At 71.8% G+C, this 16,381-nt stretch carries 8 protein-coding genes; 5 read left to right on the top strand and 3 right to left on the bottom strand.

Features of this window, described 5'->3' with window-relative positions; translation table 11 throughout:
* From AAG801_RS31435 to AAG801_RS31425, 3 genes are all read right to left on the bottom strand, one after another.
* Positions 1–5,914: SDR family NAD(P)-dependent oxidoreductase (locus AAG801_RS31435; protein ID WP_341891916.1), on the bottom strand; the 5,914-nt coding region annotated here is incomplete at its 3' end.
* Between the two features lie 7 nt (positions 5,915–5,921).
* Positions 5,922–10,421, bottom strand: a complete 4,500-nt coding sequence (locus AAG801_RS31430) for a beta-ketoacyl synthase N-terminal-like domain-containing protein (RefSeq protein WP_341891915.1) — start codon at positions 10,419–10,421, stop codon at positions 5,922–5,924.
* Positions 10,418–11,194 (bottom strand): alpha/beta fold hydrolase, encoded by a 777-nt coding sequence (locus AAG801_RS31425; RefSeq protein ID WP_341891914.1) that lies wholly within the window; start codon positions 11,192–11,194, stop codon positions 10,418–10,420. The genes AAG801_RS31430 and AAG801_RS31425 overlap by 4 nt, the downstream gene beginning before the upstream one ends.
* Before the next feature lie 119 nt (positions 11,195–11,313).
* Here AAG801_RS31425 and AAG801_RS31420 point away from each other — a divergent pair, with 119 nt between their 5' ends.
* The 5 genes from AAG801_RS31420 to AAG801_RS31400 are packed head-to-tail and all read left to right on the top strand — an operon-like array spanning position 11,314 to position 15,909.
* Positions 11,314–12,288 (top strand): 4'-phosphopantetheinyl transferase superfamily protein, encoded by a 975-nt coding sequence (locus AAG801_RS31420; RefSeq protein ID WP_341891913.1) that lies wholly within the window; start codon positions 11,314–11,316, stop codon positions 12,286–12,288.
* Between the two features lie 53 nt (positions 12,289–12,341).
* Positions 12,342–12,770 (top strand): SxtJ family membrane protein, encoded by a 429-nt coding sequence (locus AAG801_RS31415; RefSeq protein WP_341891912.1) that lies wholly within the window; start codon positions 12,342–12,344, stop codon positions 12,768–12,770.
* Positions 12,771–12,778: 8 nt separating this feature from the next.
* Entirely contained in the window at positions 12,779–12,928 is a 150-nt protein-coding gene (locus AAG801_RS31410; RefSeq protein ID WP_341891911.1) for a DUF5989 family protein, read from the top strand.
* Between the two features lie 19 nt (positions 12,929–12,947).
* Positions 12,948–14,786: a carbamoyltransferase gene (locus AAG801_RS31405; RefSeq protein WP_341891910.1), complete on the top strand. Its 1,839-nt coding sequence runs from the start codon at positions 12,948–12,950 to the stop codon at positions 14,784–14,786.
* A complete protein-coding gene (locus AAG801_RS31400; protein WP_341891909.1) occupies positions 14,773–15,909 on the top strand; it encodes an SGNH/GDSL hydrolase family protein in 1,137 nt (378 codons plus the stop codon). Before AAG801_RS31405 ends, AAG801_RS31400 begins: the two co-directional genes overlap by 14 nt.
* The last annotated feature ends 472 nt before the right edge of the window (positions 15,910–16,381 follow it).

Genomic DNA, 16,381 nt, shown 5'->3' with positions numbered 1-16,381 from the left:
CCAGGCCCGCGGGCGGTGCCGCGAGGAAGCGGGCCCAGTCGAGCGGCAGCACGGCGGCATGAGTCGCGCCGTCGCGCCACAGCCGTTCCAGGTGCGCGAAGGCCGCATCGGCCTCCAGCCAGCGAAGGCCGCGCGCGGTCCATGTGTCGTGCCCGGCGGCGATGGTCTGCGCACCCATGCCGCCATCGCGCCACAGCCCCCAGGCAACACTCAGCGCGGGCAGGCCGGCGCTGCGCCGTGCCTGGGCGATGGCGTCGAGCTCGGCATTGGCGGCGGCATAGGGGCCCTGGCCCGCCGGGCCGAGCAGCGTGCCGGCGGCGGAATAGAGCACGAAGAAGTCCAGCGCCAGCCCGCGCGTCAGGGTGTCGAGCAGGCGTGCGCCGTCCGCCTTGCCGCGACGCACGCGGGCGAACCGCTGCGCGTCCTGCAGCAGCAGCGGGCCATCATCGAGCACGCCGGCGGCATGCACGATGCCGCGCAGCGGCGCCTGCCCTGGGTGCGGCGCCAGCAGCTTGCGCATGGCTGCCTCGTCGCCGGCATCGGCGGCGCAGACCTCGACGGTCACGCCGTCGTGGCGCAGCGCGTCCAGGGCCTGCAGGGCAGTCGCAGACGGCGCCTGGCGGGCGCTGAGCAGCAGATGGCGTGCGCCGCGCCGTGCCAGCCAGCGCGCGGTATGCAGGCCCAGTGCGCCGAGCCCGCCGGTGATCAGGTAGCGCGCGTCCGGCCGTACTGCCAGTTCGCCGGCCGAACCCGCATCGCGCGGGGCGCGCAGCACCAGCTTGCCGACGTGACGTGCCTGTGCCATCAGCCTAAACGCGGCTGGCGCCTGAGCAAAGTCGTAGACGCGCAGCGGCAGCGGTCGCAGCGAGCCATCGAGCAGTGCGGCGACGAGCGTGTCGAGCATCGGGCGCAGACGTTGGGGCTCGGCAGCGGCCGTGCTGCCGAGGTCGTAGACGGCGTAGCGGGCGGCAGGGCGCACGGCGGCGAAGCGCTCGGCCGACCAGAGATCGCGCTTGCCCAGTTCGAGGAAGCAGCCGTGTGCGGCCAGCGCCTCGACGCTGGCACCGATGAGCTCGCCGGCCAGCGAGTTGAGCACGACGTCCACCCCGCGGCCGTCGGTGAGCGCCAGGACGCGCGCGCTGAAGTCGGGCGAACGCGAGTCGAACACCTGCGTGGCGCCGAGCCGGTGCAGCAGGTCGCGCTTGGCCGGACTGCCTGCGGTGGCGAAGACCTCGGCGCCGGCGCGTCGGGCCAGCTGCAGTGCCGCCAGGCCGACGCCGCCGGCGGCCGAATGGATCAACACGCGCTGGCCGGGACGCAGGCCTGCGATGTGCTCCAGCCCGAGCATCGCGGTCAGGAACGCCACCGGAAGCGAAGCGGCCTGTTCCATCGAGCCCAGCGCCTCGGGCCAGGGGGCCAGGTAGGCGGCCGGCACGTTCACGTGGGAGGCAAGGCTGCGCGGCGCGAAGCCGAAGACGCGGTCGCCCGGATTCAGGCCCGACACGCCGGTGCCGCAGGCTTCGACCACGCCGGCACATTCGGCGCCGAGGAATTCCTCCTGGCCGGGGATCATGCCCAGCGCCATCAGCACGTCGCGGAAGTTCAGCCCGGCGGCGAGCACGCGCAGGCGCACCTCGCCGGGCCCCGGCGCGAACGGGTCCTGCCTGACCCAGGCCAGGCCGTCGAGCGTGCCACGTGGGTCGGCGCGCAGTGTCTGCGCCGCGGCACGCGAAGGCAGGGCGGCATGGTGGCGCAGCTGCGGCCGCAGCCACGCGGTACCGCGCACGGCCCAGCGCGACCCGCCGCCGGGCGCGGTGCACAAGCGCTCGGCGACGGCGGCGACGTCGACGCTGCCCGTGTCGGGGTCGAGGTCGATCAGGCGCAACGCCAGTTCCGGGTGCTCCACGGTGATCACGCTGCCCAGGCCCCACAGTGCCGCCGCAGCGGGCTGAGGGACACTGTCGCGAACCGCCTGTGCACCGCGGGTGACCAGGCTGAGCACCGCGTCGCCGCGCTGCGCGAGAGCCTGCACCAGCCCCAGCAAAGAGGTGCTTGTCAGCCCCTCGGCGCCGTCATCGAGCAGCACGACCGCCGACGGGCGTGGCGGCTCGCCGGCCTGCAGCAGCGCTTCCCAGCCCGCTCGTTCGGCCGGCCAGTGCGCAATGGCACGGGCGAGGGCGGTTCGTCCCTGAGCCCGCAGCGCGGCAGCCAGCGCATCGCAGTCGTGGCCCAGCACCAGCGTACAGCCGGCATCGGCCGCTCCCGCCGATGCGGGCTCGGCATCCGTCCAGACGATCTCGTAGAGCACGTCGTCGGCGTCGTTCGCGAGTTCCCCGGCGGGCACGAGGCTGACGCCATCGAGGCGGCCGAGCACGCGGCCGTCGAGCGCATGCAGAACGATGTCGACGCGCACCGTGCGGGCTCCCTCGGGCCGGGTCCAGCGCAGTTCGGCACGCAGCGCGGCGGGCAGCGTCGCCGGCAGTTCGGCCACCTCGACGGCCAGCGGTAGCAGGGCCTCGCGCGGCACGCCACCGCCGAGCGCGGCAAGCGCCGCCTGCAGCGCGCCGTCGAGCAGCAGCGTGTTCGTGCTGGTCGTCGTGTCGGCATCGGCCAGGGCCAGCCAGGCGGTCGCCGCACCGTCATGCAGATCGAGGCGCCGCACGACGCGGAACGATGGGCCGAACTGAATGCCCAGGCCGGCGAACGCGTCGTAGACAGCACCGAGCGGCGGGTCGGACGTGCTTGCCGCCAGCGCGTCGGCGACCACGGCAGCGGTCGGGGCGGTGGTGACGCTGGCGCTGGCGATCTTCTGCCATCCTGTCGGCGCGGCCGTGTCCTGGCCATGCAGTGTGGCGCGCGCGCGCCCGTCGGCAACCTCGGTCGCCAGCACCTGCCAGCGGCTGGCTGCGCCCTCGTCCAGCTGCAGCGGGCGATGGATGACGACATCGTCGAGCCGCACCCGGTCGGCGCCGAGCGATGGTGCGGCCGCCTCGCGAAGCGCCTCGAGCAGGGCCATGCCGGGCACGATCAGCCGGCCGCCGACGCGGTGTTCGCTCAGCCAGGCCGGCGTCGAGCCGGGCCAGTGTGCCTCGAAAAGTGCACCGCCGGCGGCGTCCAGCCGGCGCCCGAGCAGCGGCGCAGCCGGTGTTCCCGCCGCGATCGGCGCGGCCGCGGCGTCAGGCAGGGGCAGCCAGTAGCGCTGGTGCTGCCAGGGATAGGCAGGCAGGTCCAGCACCTCGGCAGGTCCGCCTTGCAGCCCGACCCAGTCCGGCGTGTGCCCGGCGGCATAGAGCGCCGCGCAGGACTGCAGCAGCGACTCGCGCTCGGCACGCCCCCGGCGAAGCGAGGCCAGCGACAGCGGGGGATTCTCGGACGTCTCGGCGCACTCGGCGATGGCGCCCGCCAGCACCGGGTGCGCGGCGATCTCTAGGAAGGCGCCGTGGCCGTCGCCGAGCATGGCCGTCACGGCATCGGCGAAGCGCACCGGCTGGCGCACGTTGCCCGCCAGGTAGGCCGCATCGACACGAGCGTCGAGACGCCGCCCGGACACCGTGCTGTAGACCGGCAGCCTCGGCGCGCTGCTGCGCACCTCGCCGAGTGCCTGGGCGAAGGCCTCGGCGTGCAGCTTCATCTGTGCGCTGTGGAAGGCATAGTTGACCGGCAGCATGCGCTGCGGCACACCCTCCTGCTCGAGTTCGGCGAGCAACGCGGTCAGGGCCGGCCGTTCGCCCGAGAGCACGACGCCGCGAGGGCTGTTCACCGCGCCGACCGACAGCTGCCCACCATGCGGCGCGAGCCGGGCCTGTGCCTGCGCCTCGGTGAGGCCGACTGCGGCCATCGCGCCCTGGCCGGTGGCGCGCTGCATGAAACGCGCGCGCAGCACGACCACACGCAAGGCTTCGTCGAGGTCGAGCACGCCGGCGACGTGCAGCGCGGCGATCTCGCCGACGCTGTGGCCGGTCACGGCCTGAGGTCGGATGCCCCAGTGCGCCCACAGCGCGGTGAGCGCCACCTGCAGTGCAAACAGGACCGGCTGGGCGATCTCGGTGTCGTCGAGCCGTGAGGCGTGCTCGGGCGCCGCCAACTGCTCCAGCAGCGACCAGTCCACATGGCGACGCAGGCGCGCATCGATGTCGTGCAGCGTGTCGCGGAACAGCGGCTCGCTGCGCAGCAGTTCGCGACCCATGCCCAGCCACTGTTGGCCCTGGCCGCCAAAGACGAAGGCCAGGCGCAGCGGGCGCGCCCTGGCGCGGCGGCCAACGGCCAGGCCGGCAGTCTCGCGGCCCTCGGCGAAGTCCTGCAACTGCGTGATCAGCGCGTTCGAGGAACTTCCCACTGCCGCCAGGCGATGGTCGTAGTGCGAGCGCCGTTCGCCGGCAGCGGCGCACAGCGCCGGCAGCGGTGCGGCGGCGTGACCAAGAAAGTCGACCCATCGCCGCGCCAGCGCCTGCAAGGCCGCCTCGCTCTGTGCCGACAGCGGCAGCAGCCAGGGCGCCGGCGTCGGCGCCGCCGGCTCGTTGCCCAGGCGGGGCGCCTCTTCCAGGATCACATGGGCGTTGGTGCCGCCGACCCCGAAACCGCTGGTGCCGATGCGGCGGGGCGCGGCTCCGGCGGGCCACGGCGTGCGCTGTGCCGCGATCGCCAGGCGCGTGCCGGCCAGCGAGATGTGCGGATTGAGGTTGCGGAAGTGCACCTGGGCCGGGATCTCACCATGACGCAGCACCTGCACCGCCTTGATGACGCCGGTCGCACCGGAGGCTGCCTCGAGGTGGCCGAGATTGGCCTTCGCCGCACCGAGCAGGCAAGGCGTCGCGCCGGCGGCAGGCACGCCCACCGTGGCGCCGAGCGCCTCGACTTCGATCGGATCGCCCAGTGGCGTGCCGGTACCGTGCGTCTCGATGAAGCCGATGCTCGATGCTTCGACCTGGGCGTTGTCCAGCGCCTCGCGGATCAGCGCCTGCTGCGCGAGGCCGTTGGGCGCGGCCAGCACCGTCGAGTGGCCGTCCTGGTTCACCGCCGAGCCGCGCACCACGGCGAGCACACGGTCGCCATCGGCCAGCGCGTCGGCCAGGCGCTTCATCACCAGCACGCTGCAACCCTCGCCACGGCCGAAACCGTCGGCGCTCGCGTCGAAGGTCTTGCAGCGGCCGTCGGGCGCCATGAAGCCGACCTTGGACAGCGAGATCATCTGCGCCTCGGTGACCATCAGCGAGACGCCGCCGGCGATGGCGATGTCGCTCTCGCCGTGGCGCAGGCTCTGGCAGGCGAGGTGGATGGCCACCAGTGACGAGGAGCAGGCGGTGTCGATCGAGATGCTGGGCCCGCGCAGGTCGAGCAGGTAGGACAGCCGGTTGACCAGCACGCTGTGCACCGTGCCGGTCAGCGTGCGTGCGTCGATGATCGCCGGGTTGCCGTACTGAAGTTGCGCGTACTCGTTGTAGTAGCTGGCGACGAAGGCGCCGGTGCGCGAGCCGGCCAGCTTGTCGCGCGGCAGGCCGGCATGGTCTAGCGCCTCGATGGCAACCTCGAGGAACAGCCGCTGCTGCGGATCCATGCGCTCCGCCTCGCGCGGCAGGATGCCGAAGAAGGCAGCGTCGAAACCGTCGATGGTGTCGAGGAAGCCGCCCCACTTCGAAGCGATCTTGCCGGGCACGGCGGGATCGGGGTCGTACAGCGCCTCGGTGTTCCAGCGCCCGGGCGGCACCTCGCGCACCGCGTCGATGCCGTCGCACAGCAACTGCCAGAAGCCCTCGGCGTCGAACACGTCGCCCGGCAGCCGGCAGCCCATGCCGATGATGGCGATCGGATCGGCCCGCAGCAGTGGCTCGCTGGCGGCGCGCGCCTGCCCGGCCAGCAGTGCGAGCTTGAGCGGGGACAGCTCGCGCAGCGTCGGGGTCGGGGTGTCGGTGCTCATCCGGATCTCAGCGGCGGCGGCGCAGCAGTTGAAGGGCTTCGGCGTCGCTGAGGCGGCCGACGTCGGCACTGATTGCCGCGGGCTTGGATGCCGCGGCGGGCCGCACGGCGGCGGGGCTGTCGCCACACAGGAAGCCGACCAGGCTGTCGACCGTCGGGTAGTTCCAGGCCAGCGTTGCCGACAGCGGGCGCGCGAAAAGCGTCTCCAGGCGGTTGCGCAGTTCCATCGCCAGCAGGGAGCTCAGACCCAGCGTCCCGAATGGCTGCGCCGGATCGATGCGTGCCGGCGCCAGCTTCAGCACCGCACCGACGGCCTCGCGCACGAGCGGCTCGGCCAGCCGGCGGCGATCGTCCGGCGACAGCGCCTCGAGCCGCTGCGCCAGCCCGGCGCCGGCGATCGTCTCGCCGAGCTCGCCGCGGCCTGCGAACAGCCCGCGCGAGCCGCCGTGGCCGGCTGCGCGCCGCGTCGGCCAGTGGATCGGAACGGCCATGACAGTGGCCTCGGCGCGGCCCGCCAGCGCCGCGAACAGGGCCGCACCCTGATCCGCGCCGAAGCTGCGCACACCGCGCCGGCGCAGCACTTCCATTTCCTGTGCGGCGTTGTCGCCGCCGTGCATGCCGGTGCCTTCCCACGGGCCCCATTGCAGGCTGAGCGCGGCCTGGCCGCGTGCGCGGCGATCGGCGGCCAGCGCGTCGAGACCGGCATTGGCTGCCGCGTAGTTCGCCATGCCTGAGAAGCCCAGCACGGCACTGACCGACGAGAACAGCACGAAGAAGTCGAGTTCGGGCAGCAGGCGGTCCAGTTGCAGCGCGCCGGTGAGCTTGGCCGCGCCGACACGATCGTGGCTGTCTCGGTCGAGCGCGAGCGCGAGCCGGTTGTCGAGCACGCCGGCCGCGTGCACCACGCCGCGGATCGGCGGCCAGGCTTCGGCGTCATGGCGCTGCAGCGCGCCTTCGAGGGATGCGGCGTTGGCGACGTCGGCTTCGACGACCTGCACCGCGGCGCCCGCAGCCTCCAGCGCGCGGACGGCGGCGATGCGCTGCCTGTCGCGCGGTGCGAGGTCGGCATCGAGCCAGCGTGAGCGCGGCGGCAGGCCATGGCGACCAAGCAGCAGCAGTCGGCGCGCGCCTTGCGCCACCATCGAAGCAGCCACTTTCAGGCCGACGGCGCCGAGGCCGCCGGTCAGCAGATAGGACGCGTCCTTGCGCCACGGCAGCGGGGCAGGCTCGAACTCGCCATCGATCAGCGCCCGCAGGCGCAGTTCGAAACGTTCGCCACGGTCCCACAGCACTTGCGCCTGCCCCGGCGTGCCGAATTCGCCGGCCAGGGCCACGGCAGCCTGGTCCGGTGTGGCCTGCGGGTCGATGTCGACCAGCCCGCCCCAGCTGTCGGGGTGCTCGTCGGCAAGCACCCGCCCGCTGCCCCAGGCCGCTGCGGCGCGCACCGCCACCCGGCCGCCGCGCACCTGTGCGCCGCGCGTGACCACCCACAGGCGCAGGCTGCCGTCGAGCCGCCCCGATCGTGCCACCGCCTGCAGCGTGGCTACCGGCAGCCAGCCGGCGTCGGCATCGTCGCCGGGAAGACAGACCAGCACGCTGGGCGACGGACCGTCGCGCAAGGTCGCTTCCAGCATGTCGGCAGCGATCGCCCGGGCGGTGTGGCCAGCGCTGTTCCAGGCAGCAGCGAGGCTGTCGGCCGCCTCTCCGGTCACCCACCACGGGCCAGCGTCCGGCGCCGCGGCCGGCGCTTCCGCAGGCACCCAGCGCAGCGCGTGCAGCCAGCCCTGCTGTTCGGCCGGCACGGCGACGGGGGCCGCACCGCGTCTGCGGCGCTGTTCCAGCGGATCGGCCAGACGAATCCAGTGACGCTCGCGCTGCCACGGGTAGTGCGGCAGGTCGACCCAGCGGCGCGCCGCCGGCAGCACGCGCTGCAGGTCGAGCGCGTGGCCGGCGACCCACAGCCCGGCCAGGACGGCCATCAGGCGCACGGACTCCGTCTCATCGCGCCGGCCGCAGCACATGGCAGCGATGCGATGCGAGCGGGACTGCGCCGTCTGCTCCACCGCCGCCACAAGGACCGGGTGCAGACCGAGTTCGATGAAGCTGCCGGCCGCACCGTCGAGCGCCTGCTGCACGCAGTCGGTGAAGCGAACCGGCTGGCGCAGATTGCGGCCCCAGTAGCCGCCGTCCAGTTCGGCACCTTGCACCGGGCGCGCCAGCACGGTGGAGAGCAGTTCGCGCTGCGGCGGCTGCGGCTGCAGGTCGGCCAGTTCGGCGGACAGCGCCGCCGACGCGGCGTCCATCTGCGGGCTGTGCGAGGCGACGTCGACCTTGATCGGGCGGCAGAACACGCCTTCCGACTCGAGCCGGTCGAGCAGGCCGCGCAGCGCCACCGGATCGCCGGAGATCACACAGGAGCGAGGGCTGTTGCTCACAGCCACCGACAGGAGGTCTTCCAGACCGGCGAGCCGCCGGCCCGCGTCGTCCATCGGCAGTTCGACCATCGCCATCGCGCCGCGCCCGCTCTCGCGCGACATCAGCGCACTGCGCCGGCAGATGATGCGCATCGCCTGGGCAAGGTCGAGCGCACCGGCGAGGTGAGCAGCGCCGACCTCGCCCATGCTGTGGCCGATCAGCGCCGACGGCGCCACGCCGACCGACTCCAGCCAGCGTGCGCAGGCGATGGCCACGGCCAGCAGCACGGGCTGGACTTCGTCGATGCGTTCCGGCCCCGCCGGTGTCGAGCGCAGGTAGTCGACGATGGAGATGTGCAGCCAGGGGCGCGCCGCCGCGTCGCAGGCGGCGAGGGCGTCGCGGAACGCCGGCTCGGCGTCGAGCAGCTGGCGCGCCATGCCGGCCCACTGACCGCCCTGGCCCGGTACCACGAACACCGGGCCGCGAGCCGGCGCCACGTGAACCACGCCTTCGGCGTCGGCGGCCTCGCCGGTGGCGAAGGCCTCGAGGCGCGAGACCATCGTCGCGGCGTCGGCGGCGGCGAATGCAGCCCGGTGCGACAGCGCCGTGCGACGGGTGGCCGCGGCCCAGCACAGGTCGTCGAGCCGGGGCCGGTCGGCGCCGTGCAACTGCTGCGCGTAGGTACGCGCCAGCGCCACCAGGGCCTCGCGGCTGCGCGCCGACAGCAGCAGCAGCGCGGGACGGTCGGGCAGCGTGACCGGTGCTGCGTCGGCCGCGGCGCCGGACGACGCGCCCTCGAGAACGACGTGGGCATTGGTGCCGGCGATGCCGAAGGCGCTGACTCCCGCGAGCCGCGGGCCTGGCGGCCAGGCATCCTCGCGGCGCGCCAGTTCGAGCGGGGCGTGCGCCCAGTCGATTGCCGGATTCGGCTCGCGGCAGTGCAGGCTGGCCGGGATGCGGCCGTGGTGCAGGGCCAGCGCCAGCTTGATCAGGCCGGCCACGCCGGCGGCGCCCTCGGTGTGACCGAAGTTCGTCTTCACCGAGCCGACGCGGGCGCGCGCCGCACCGGCACGGCCTTCGCCGAGCACGGCGGCGAGTGCGCCAAGTTCGACCGGATCGCCTGCGCGGGTGCCGGTGCCGTGCGCCTCGATGCAGCTGACGTCCGCGGCAGCAACGCCGGCATCGGCATAGGCGCTGCGCAGCAGCGCCTCCTGACCGGCGCGGCTGGGTGTGCCCATCGAGCCGCTGCTGCGGCCGTCGTTGTTGACCGCGCTGCCGCGCAGGACGGCATAGATGCGGTCCCCGTCGGCCAGTGCACGCGCCATCGGCTTGAGCACGACGAGCGCGGCGCCCTCGCTGCGCACGTAGCCGTCGCCCTGCGCGTCGCCGAACTTGCAGCGGCCGTCCGGTGCCATCATGCGGCTCTGCGAGTAGGCCACGCTGATGTGCGGCTGCAGGATCACGTTGACACCGCCGGCCAGCGCCAGCTGGCACTCCCCGCTGCGCAGGCTGCGCAACGCGGCGTGCACCGCCACCAGAGACGACGAGCAGGCGGTGTCCAGCGTCAGGCTGGGGCCGCGCAGTCCGAGCAGATACGACAGCCGGCCCGAGGTGGCGTAGCGGCCGCTGCCGGTGGTCATGTAGAAGTCGGCCTGCTCCGGGTCGTCGAACAGGCGCGCCTCGAAGTCGCTCAACCACTGGCCGATGAAGACGCCGGTGGCGCTGCCGTCGAGTGCTGCGATGTCGAGGCCGGCATCCTCCAGACCCTCCCAGGCCGTCTCGAGCACGAGGCGCTGGGCCGGATCCATGCGTTCGGCTTCGCGCGGCGAAATGCCGAAGAAGGCGGCATCGAAGCGGTCCAGGTTGTCGAGGAATCCGCCCCAGCGTGTCATCACGCGGCCCGGCGTGGCCGGCCGCGCGTCGTAGAAGCGATCGAGGTCGAAGCGGTCGCGCGGGATCTCGCCGATCGCATCGCGCCCTTCGGTGAGCAGCTGCCAGAAGGCGCGCGCGTCGGCCACGCCGCCGGGATAGCGGCAGCCGATTCCGACGATTGCCACCGGCGGTGAACTGTGCATGGCGGCCCGGAAGGTCACGCGTGGATCCGTGGCAGCGGAGCCGGCAGCAGCGGAGCCAGGGTCACGGACAAGTCGGCCAGCAGCTCGGTGCGCCGGGGCTGCAGGTAGAAGTGGTCACCGGGGAACACACGCACGCGGAACGGGCCGCGCGTCTCTGCGCCCCAGCCCTCGAGCTGATCGCGCTGCGCCCGGTCATCGTCGCTGCCGCCGAAGGCACTCAGCGGCATCGGCAGGGCTGCCCGGCCCTGCGCGCGCGCTGACGTCTCCAGGGCCTGCAGATCGGCTCTCAAGGCGGGCAGCAGCAACTGCAGCAGTTCCTCATGCTGCAGCACTTCCTCAGGGATGCCGCCGTAGCGGCGATTCAGCTCGGCGACGAAGTCGGCATCGTCCAGCCTGTGCAGCGGCGGGTCGGTCTCGGGGCACTGTGGGGCGCGCCGACCCGAAACGACCAGATGGCCGGGCAGAGGCCCGCCGCGTGCGGCGAGCGCATGCGCGAGCTCGGCGGCCACCACGGCGCCCATGCTGTGGCCGAAGAAGGCGAACGGGCGATCGAATTCGCTGACCAGGGCACCCAGCGCGGCCTCGACGATCTGGTTCATGTCCGTCAGTGCCGGCTCGTGAAGACGGGTCTCCCGGCCCGGCAGCTGCACGGCGCACACTTCCAGGTCGGCGGGAAGTCCCGACGGCCAGAGACGATAGACGGAGGCGCCGGCGCCGGCATGGGCGAAGCAGAACAGGCGGGCGCGGGCCTGCGGCCGCGGCGAGAACCGGCGCACCCATGCGTTGCTCATGACCGCCCGCGCGGCAATCGCCGTGTCCGTTCTTGTTGCCTGCCGCGTGCCGATCTGATCACCAAGCTCTCCCCATTGACGCGATCGCCAGTCTCCACGCCGGCTTCACACTTCTTGACTTGCGGATCCTATCGCCGGATGTCCGCGATATCCCCCCCAGAACGGATGGCGATCGTGAGCAATTTCTTCACCCGACCTGTGCAGAATTCCTCGCAATGTCGACGCCGGGTGTGCCGGGTCGAATGACGATGCCCGCCAGACCGACGACCGACCGCTCGATTCACCTCGACCTGCTGCGCGCACTGTGCGGCACGGATGGGGGCGACGCGCCTGCGCTGGATGCAGATCAAGTGCATGTCTGGCGCATGCCTCTGGACACTGCCGTGACGGCGACGGGTGATCTGCACCGCTTGCTCGACGGTGCCGAGCGCGAGCGCGCGGATCGCCTGCGCGGCGATCGGCTGCGCCAGCGCTTCGTGGCCGGTCGCGCGCTCGTGCGCATCCTGCTGGGCTGGTACCTCGACCGCGACCCTCAGGGCTTGCGCCTGGTGGTGTCGGCGCTGGGCAAACCCGGGCTGGAGGCGCAAGGGCGTGGCCCGACGCTGCAGTTCAACGTCGCGCACTCGGGCGACGAACTGCTGGTGGCGCTCTGCGCCCGCCACGCGCTGGGCGTCGACGTCGAGCAGATGCGTGTGGTGGATGACTTCAATGCCATTGCACGAGCCAATTTCGCCGCCGACGAGGTGCGCGCGCTGCAGCGCTTGCCCGTTGCGCGCCGCGCCGAGGCGTTCATCGCCGCCTGGACGAGAAAGGAGGCTGTGGTCAAGTCGCTCGGGCGCGGCTTGCACGAACCGCTCGATGCCTTCGTGGTCGAGGTCGATCCCGACGCGCCTGCGCGGCTGCTTGCCTTCGGCGGCGACCGCGAAGCTGCTGCGGGTTGGACATTGTGGGGCGCGCGGCTGCCCTCCGGCGCGCATGCCTGCGTGGCGGTGGCCGCAGCCGGAATGGAAGTGCGTCCCTTCGGCGCCTGGGTCGACCCGGTGGCGCCAGAACCACCCATCCGCGGGTTGGCGGCGCCGCACGCCTCCAACTAGATTGGCGGCGCTCGCCGGAGAACCAGACCTCCGGAGACCGCGAGGTCCAAGTCATGCCCCACGACGTTCGTGCATCCGCTTCGCCACGGCCGCAGGCGCCAGGCGATCGCAGCTTCGGCGTGCTGTTCACGGCCGTGTTCGCGCTGCTGGCTGCCTGGGCAGGGTGGCGCCATGGCGCGATGCTCGCTGCCGGCCTGCTGGCGGCGGTGTCGCTGCTGTTCGGCTTGGCCTCGGCGTGGCGACCGGCGCTGCTCGGCCCGCTGAACCGCGCCTGGATGGCGCTCGGCCATCTGCTCGGCCGCCTGGTCAGTCCCGTCGTGCTGGGCGTGCTGTTCTACGGGGTCGTCACCCCGGTCGCACTGGTGCAGCGGCTGGCCGGGCGCGACGAACTCCGGCTGCGCCTGCGCCGCGATCAGCCCACCCATTGGCAGCCTCGCGACCCGCCCGGGCCCGGCGGCGACAGCTTCGGCAACCAGTTCTGAGGAGGCCCATGGCATTCCTGAAAGAGATGTGGGCGTTCCTGCGTGCGCGCAAGAAGCTCTGGCTGCTGCCGATCGTTCTGCTGCTCGTGGCGATCGGCGGACTGCTCGTGATTGCCCAGGGCTCCGTGCTCGCGCCGTTCATCTACACGCTGTTCTAGCGCGCGAGGGCCTGATGCGATGAAGATCCTCGGCATCTCGGCCTACTACCACGATGCCGCCGCCTGTCTGGTCGATGACGGGCGCATCGTCGCGGCCGCGCAGGAAGAGCGCTTCACGCGAAGGAAGCACGATGCCGCCTTTCCGGTCCATGCCATTGCCTACTGCCTTGGCGAGGCGGCCTGCAATCCGCGCGATATCGACCACGTCGTCTTCTACGACAAGCCGTTCCTGAAGTTCGAGCGCCTGCTGGAGACCTACCTGGCCTTCGCGCCGCGCGGCTTCCGATCGTTCGCGACCTCGCTGCCGGTGTGGCTCAAGGACAAGCTGTTCCAGAAGTCGGTGATCGTCGGCGAACTGGACCGCCTGTGGGGCAGCGCCACCGACTGGTCGCAACGGCTGCTCTTCTCCGAGCATCACTTCAGCCATGCCGCGAGCGCCTTCTTTCCGTCGCCGTTCGACGAGGCCGCGGTGCTCACACTGGACGGCGTGGGCGAGTGGACCACCACCTCGATGGCCGTCGGCCGGGGCAACTCGCTGCAGATCCACAAGGAGATCCGCTTCCCGCACTCGCTGGGCCTGCTGTACTCCGCGATCACCTACTACACCGGGTTCAAGGTCAACTCGGGCGAGTACAAGGTGATGGGGCTCGCCCCCTACGGCGAACCCCGGTTCGCCGGACTGATCCGCGATCACCTCATCGACGTGCGCGAGGATGGATCGTTCATGCTCGACATGCAGTACTTCGACTACTGCACCGGGCTGACGATGACCAACAGCCGCTTCGACGAACTGTTCGGCGGGCCGCCGCGTTCGCCCGAGTCGCGGCTGACGCAGCGCGAGATGGACCTGGCCGCCTCCGTGCAGGTGGTCACCGAGGACGTGATGCTGGCGCTGGCGCGAGGCATCGCCCGGTCGACCGGCCTGCGCCGGCTCTGCCTGGCGGGCGGCGTTGCGCTGAACTGCGTCGCCAATGGCAAGCTGCTGCGCTCGGGACTGTTCGACGATCTCTGGGTGCAGCCGGCGGCAGGCGACGCCGGCGGGGCCCTGGGCGCCGCACTGGCCGTCTATCACACCGTGCTCGGCGGCGAGCGTCAGGTCCGGCCGGGGCGCGACGCGATGCACGGGGCCTACCTCGGCCCGTCGTATTCGCAGGACGACATCGAGCGCCGGCTTGTGGCGGCCGGCGCGCGCTTCAGGACGCTCGACACCGCGGCCATGATCGATGCCGTGGCGCGTGCGCTCGCCGATGGCAAGGCGGTCGGCTGGCATCAGGGGCGCATGGAGTTCGGACCGCGTGCGCTCGGGGCACGGTCGATCCTGGCGGACCCGCGTTCGCCGAGCGTGCAGAAGACGCTCAACCTGAAGGTGAAGTACCGCGAGTCGTTCCGTCCTTTTGCGCCGAGCGTGCTGCGCGAGCACGTCGCGGACTGGTTCGACATCGACAGCGACAGCCCCTACATGCTGCTGGTGGCCGATGTGCGCGAGGACCGACAGCTGCCGATGAACGAAGCCCAGCGCCAGCTGTTCGGCATCGACAAGCTGAATGTGCCGCGCTCCAGCATTCCGGCCGTCACGCACGTGGACTACTCGGCACGCATCCAGACCGTGCACCGGCAGACCAATCCGCTGTACCACCAGTTGATCAGCCGCTTCCACGAACTGACCGGCTGCCCGGTGCTGGTCAACACGTCGTTCAACGTGCGCGGCGAACCGATCGTCGCCACGCCGGAGGATGCATTCCGCTGCCTGATGGGCACCGAGATCGACTTGCTCGCCGTGGGCAACTGCCTGCTCGACAAGTCGGCACAGGACCCGGCGCTGCAGCAGGACTACCGCAACGCCTATGAGCTCGACTAGACAGATCCTCGTCCTGGTGGCGGCCAGCCTGCTGGTCCTCCTGCTCGGCCTGCTGGGGCTGGAACTGGTGTTCGGCGGCTGGCTCCGTGGAGGCTCGTGGAGCGAGGTCGACAGGCTCAACGTGGTGCGCGAGCGCAGTGTCGTGTACGACGTCCGGCGGATCTATGGTCCGGATGCGGCGCCGGTGCGCTACACGAGGGACCGCTACGGCCTGCGCGGGTCCTGCGTCGACCCGGCGCAGGTGCGTCTCGTGACGCTTGGGGGGTCGACGACCGACCAGGTCTACGTGAGCGATGGCCAGACCTGGCAGGATCGGTTGCAGGCGCATATGACGCAGGCCCACGGAGGCGGGCCCTGGTGCATCGCCAACGCAGGCGTCGACGGGCATTCGAGCTTCGGCCACATCGCCGCGCTGGAGCGCTGGCTGCCCCTCGTGCCGGGGCTGAGGCCGGAATACGTGCTGCTCTATATCGGTGTCAATGATGCGGCGCTGCGCACCGAGCGGGCGCCTTCCGATCTGCGTGCCGACGAACCGGCGGGCTGGCTGGCGCGACTCAAGCGGGCCGTGAACGACAACTCCGCGTTGCTGCGACTGGCGCGCCGTGCGCTGGCGGCCCGTGCGGACGCGCCCCTGTTCGCGGCACACAAGCTGATCTTTCCGACCGATTCGGACTACACGAGCACGGCGCCCGCGGCCGACATTGCTCCCCTGGTCGCGGCCAGCAGCGAGGCCTTTCGCGAACGCCTGCGCCGTCTGCTGCAGCTGATCGAAGCGCGCGGCGCCAAGCCGGTATGCGTGTCGCAGCCGTCGCTGATCTATCGGCGCCACGGCGATGCATGGCGCGGGATTCCCGACGTGTTCACGTACCAGGGGCGCAAGTTCAATGGCCTGGACTATCGTCTGGCCATCTTGTCGCTCAATGAGGTCATGGCGCAGGAATGTCCCGCGGCAGGCGGGCACTACATCGATCTCGAGGGAGCCGGTTTCGAGCCCTCGCACTTCTACGACTGCGTGCACATGAACGCCAGCGGTGCAACGCGGGTCGGCGACTTGCTGGCCGAGGCATTTCGCCTGCAGGGCATTGGCGGACTTCGCCCGGTAGCGACGGGTTCGCGGCCCTGACGCGACACGCCGGATCCCCGGCGAAGTTGTAACAAACGCGGCGGCTTGTTCCGCGGCGACAGACATTTCCCCGTGTTCTCCCCCTTGATCAAGGGGGGGTGACTCATTCCGCCCGTTACATCGTTGCGCCGTGGTTACCGGTGCCGGCATGCCTCGCCGATATCGTGCCCATCACCCCTGCAAAGCGGCGCCGTCTGGCACCGCAAGCGGTGTCCTCCCGAGGAGGCCGCTGTGGGCAAGGTGGCCGCGGGTCGCGCATCAGCGCGACCGAACAAGATTGAACGAAGGGTTGTTGGGAATGAAACTCCGCAGGAAGCGGACCGCGCTGCTGGTGATGCAGGCGGTTGCGAGCATGGTGCTGGCGGGATGCGGCGGCGCGGACGAGCCGACGGCGGCGAGCGCGCTGAGCGAGCCGAGCCTGGAAGGGGCGGAGCTGGAGCAGGCCGAACGGCTGCGCTGGCGCAGTTTCGAC

The sequence above is a fragment of the Variovorax sp. YR752 genome, from assembly GCF_943372545.1.
The sequence above is the reverse complement of the archived record's forward strand: the minus strand, read 5'-3'. Positions and strand labels throughout refer to the sequence as shown.

Bases quoted from the DNA above. Each gene is read 5' to 3' on its own strand.
- AAG801_RS31405 (WP_341891910.1), top strand. From the start codon at position 12,948: ATGAAGATCCTCGGCATCTCGGCCTACTACCACGATGCCGCCGCCTGT.
- AAG801_RS31410 (WP_341891911.1), top strand. From the start codon at position 12,779: ATGGCATTCCTGAAAGAGATGTGGGCGTTCCTGCGTGCGCGCAAGAAG.
- AAG801_RS31400 (WP_341891909.1), top strand. From the start codon at position 14,773: ATGAGCTCGACTAGACAGATCCTCGTCCTGGTGGCGGCCAGCCTGCTG.
- AAG801_RS31415 (WP_341891912.1), top strand. From the start codon at position 12,342: ATGCCCCACGACGTTCGTGCATCCGCTTCGCCACGGCCGCAGGCGCCA.
- AAG801_RS31425 (WP_341891914.1), bottom strand. From the start codon at position 11,194: ATGAGCAACGCATGGGTGCGCCGGTTCTCGCCGCGGCCGCAGGCCCGC.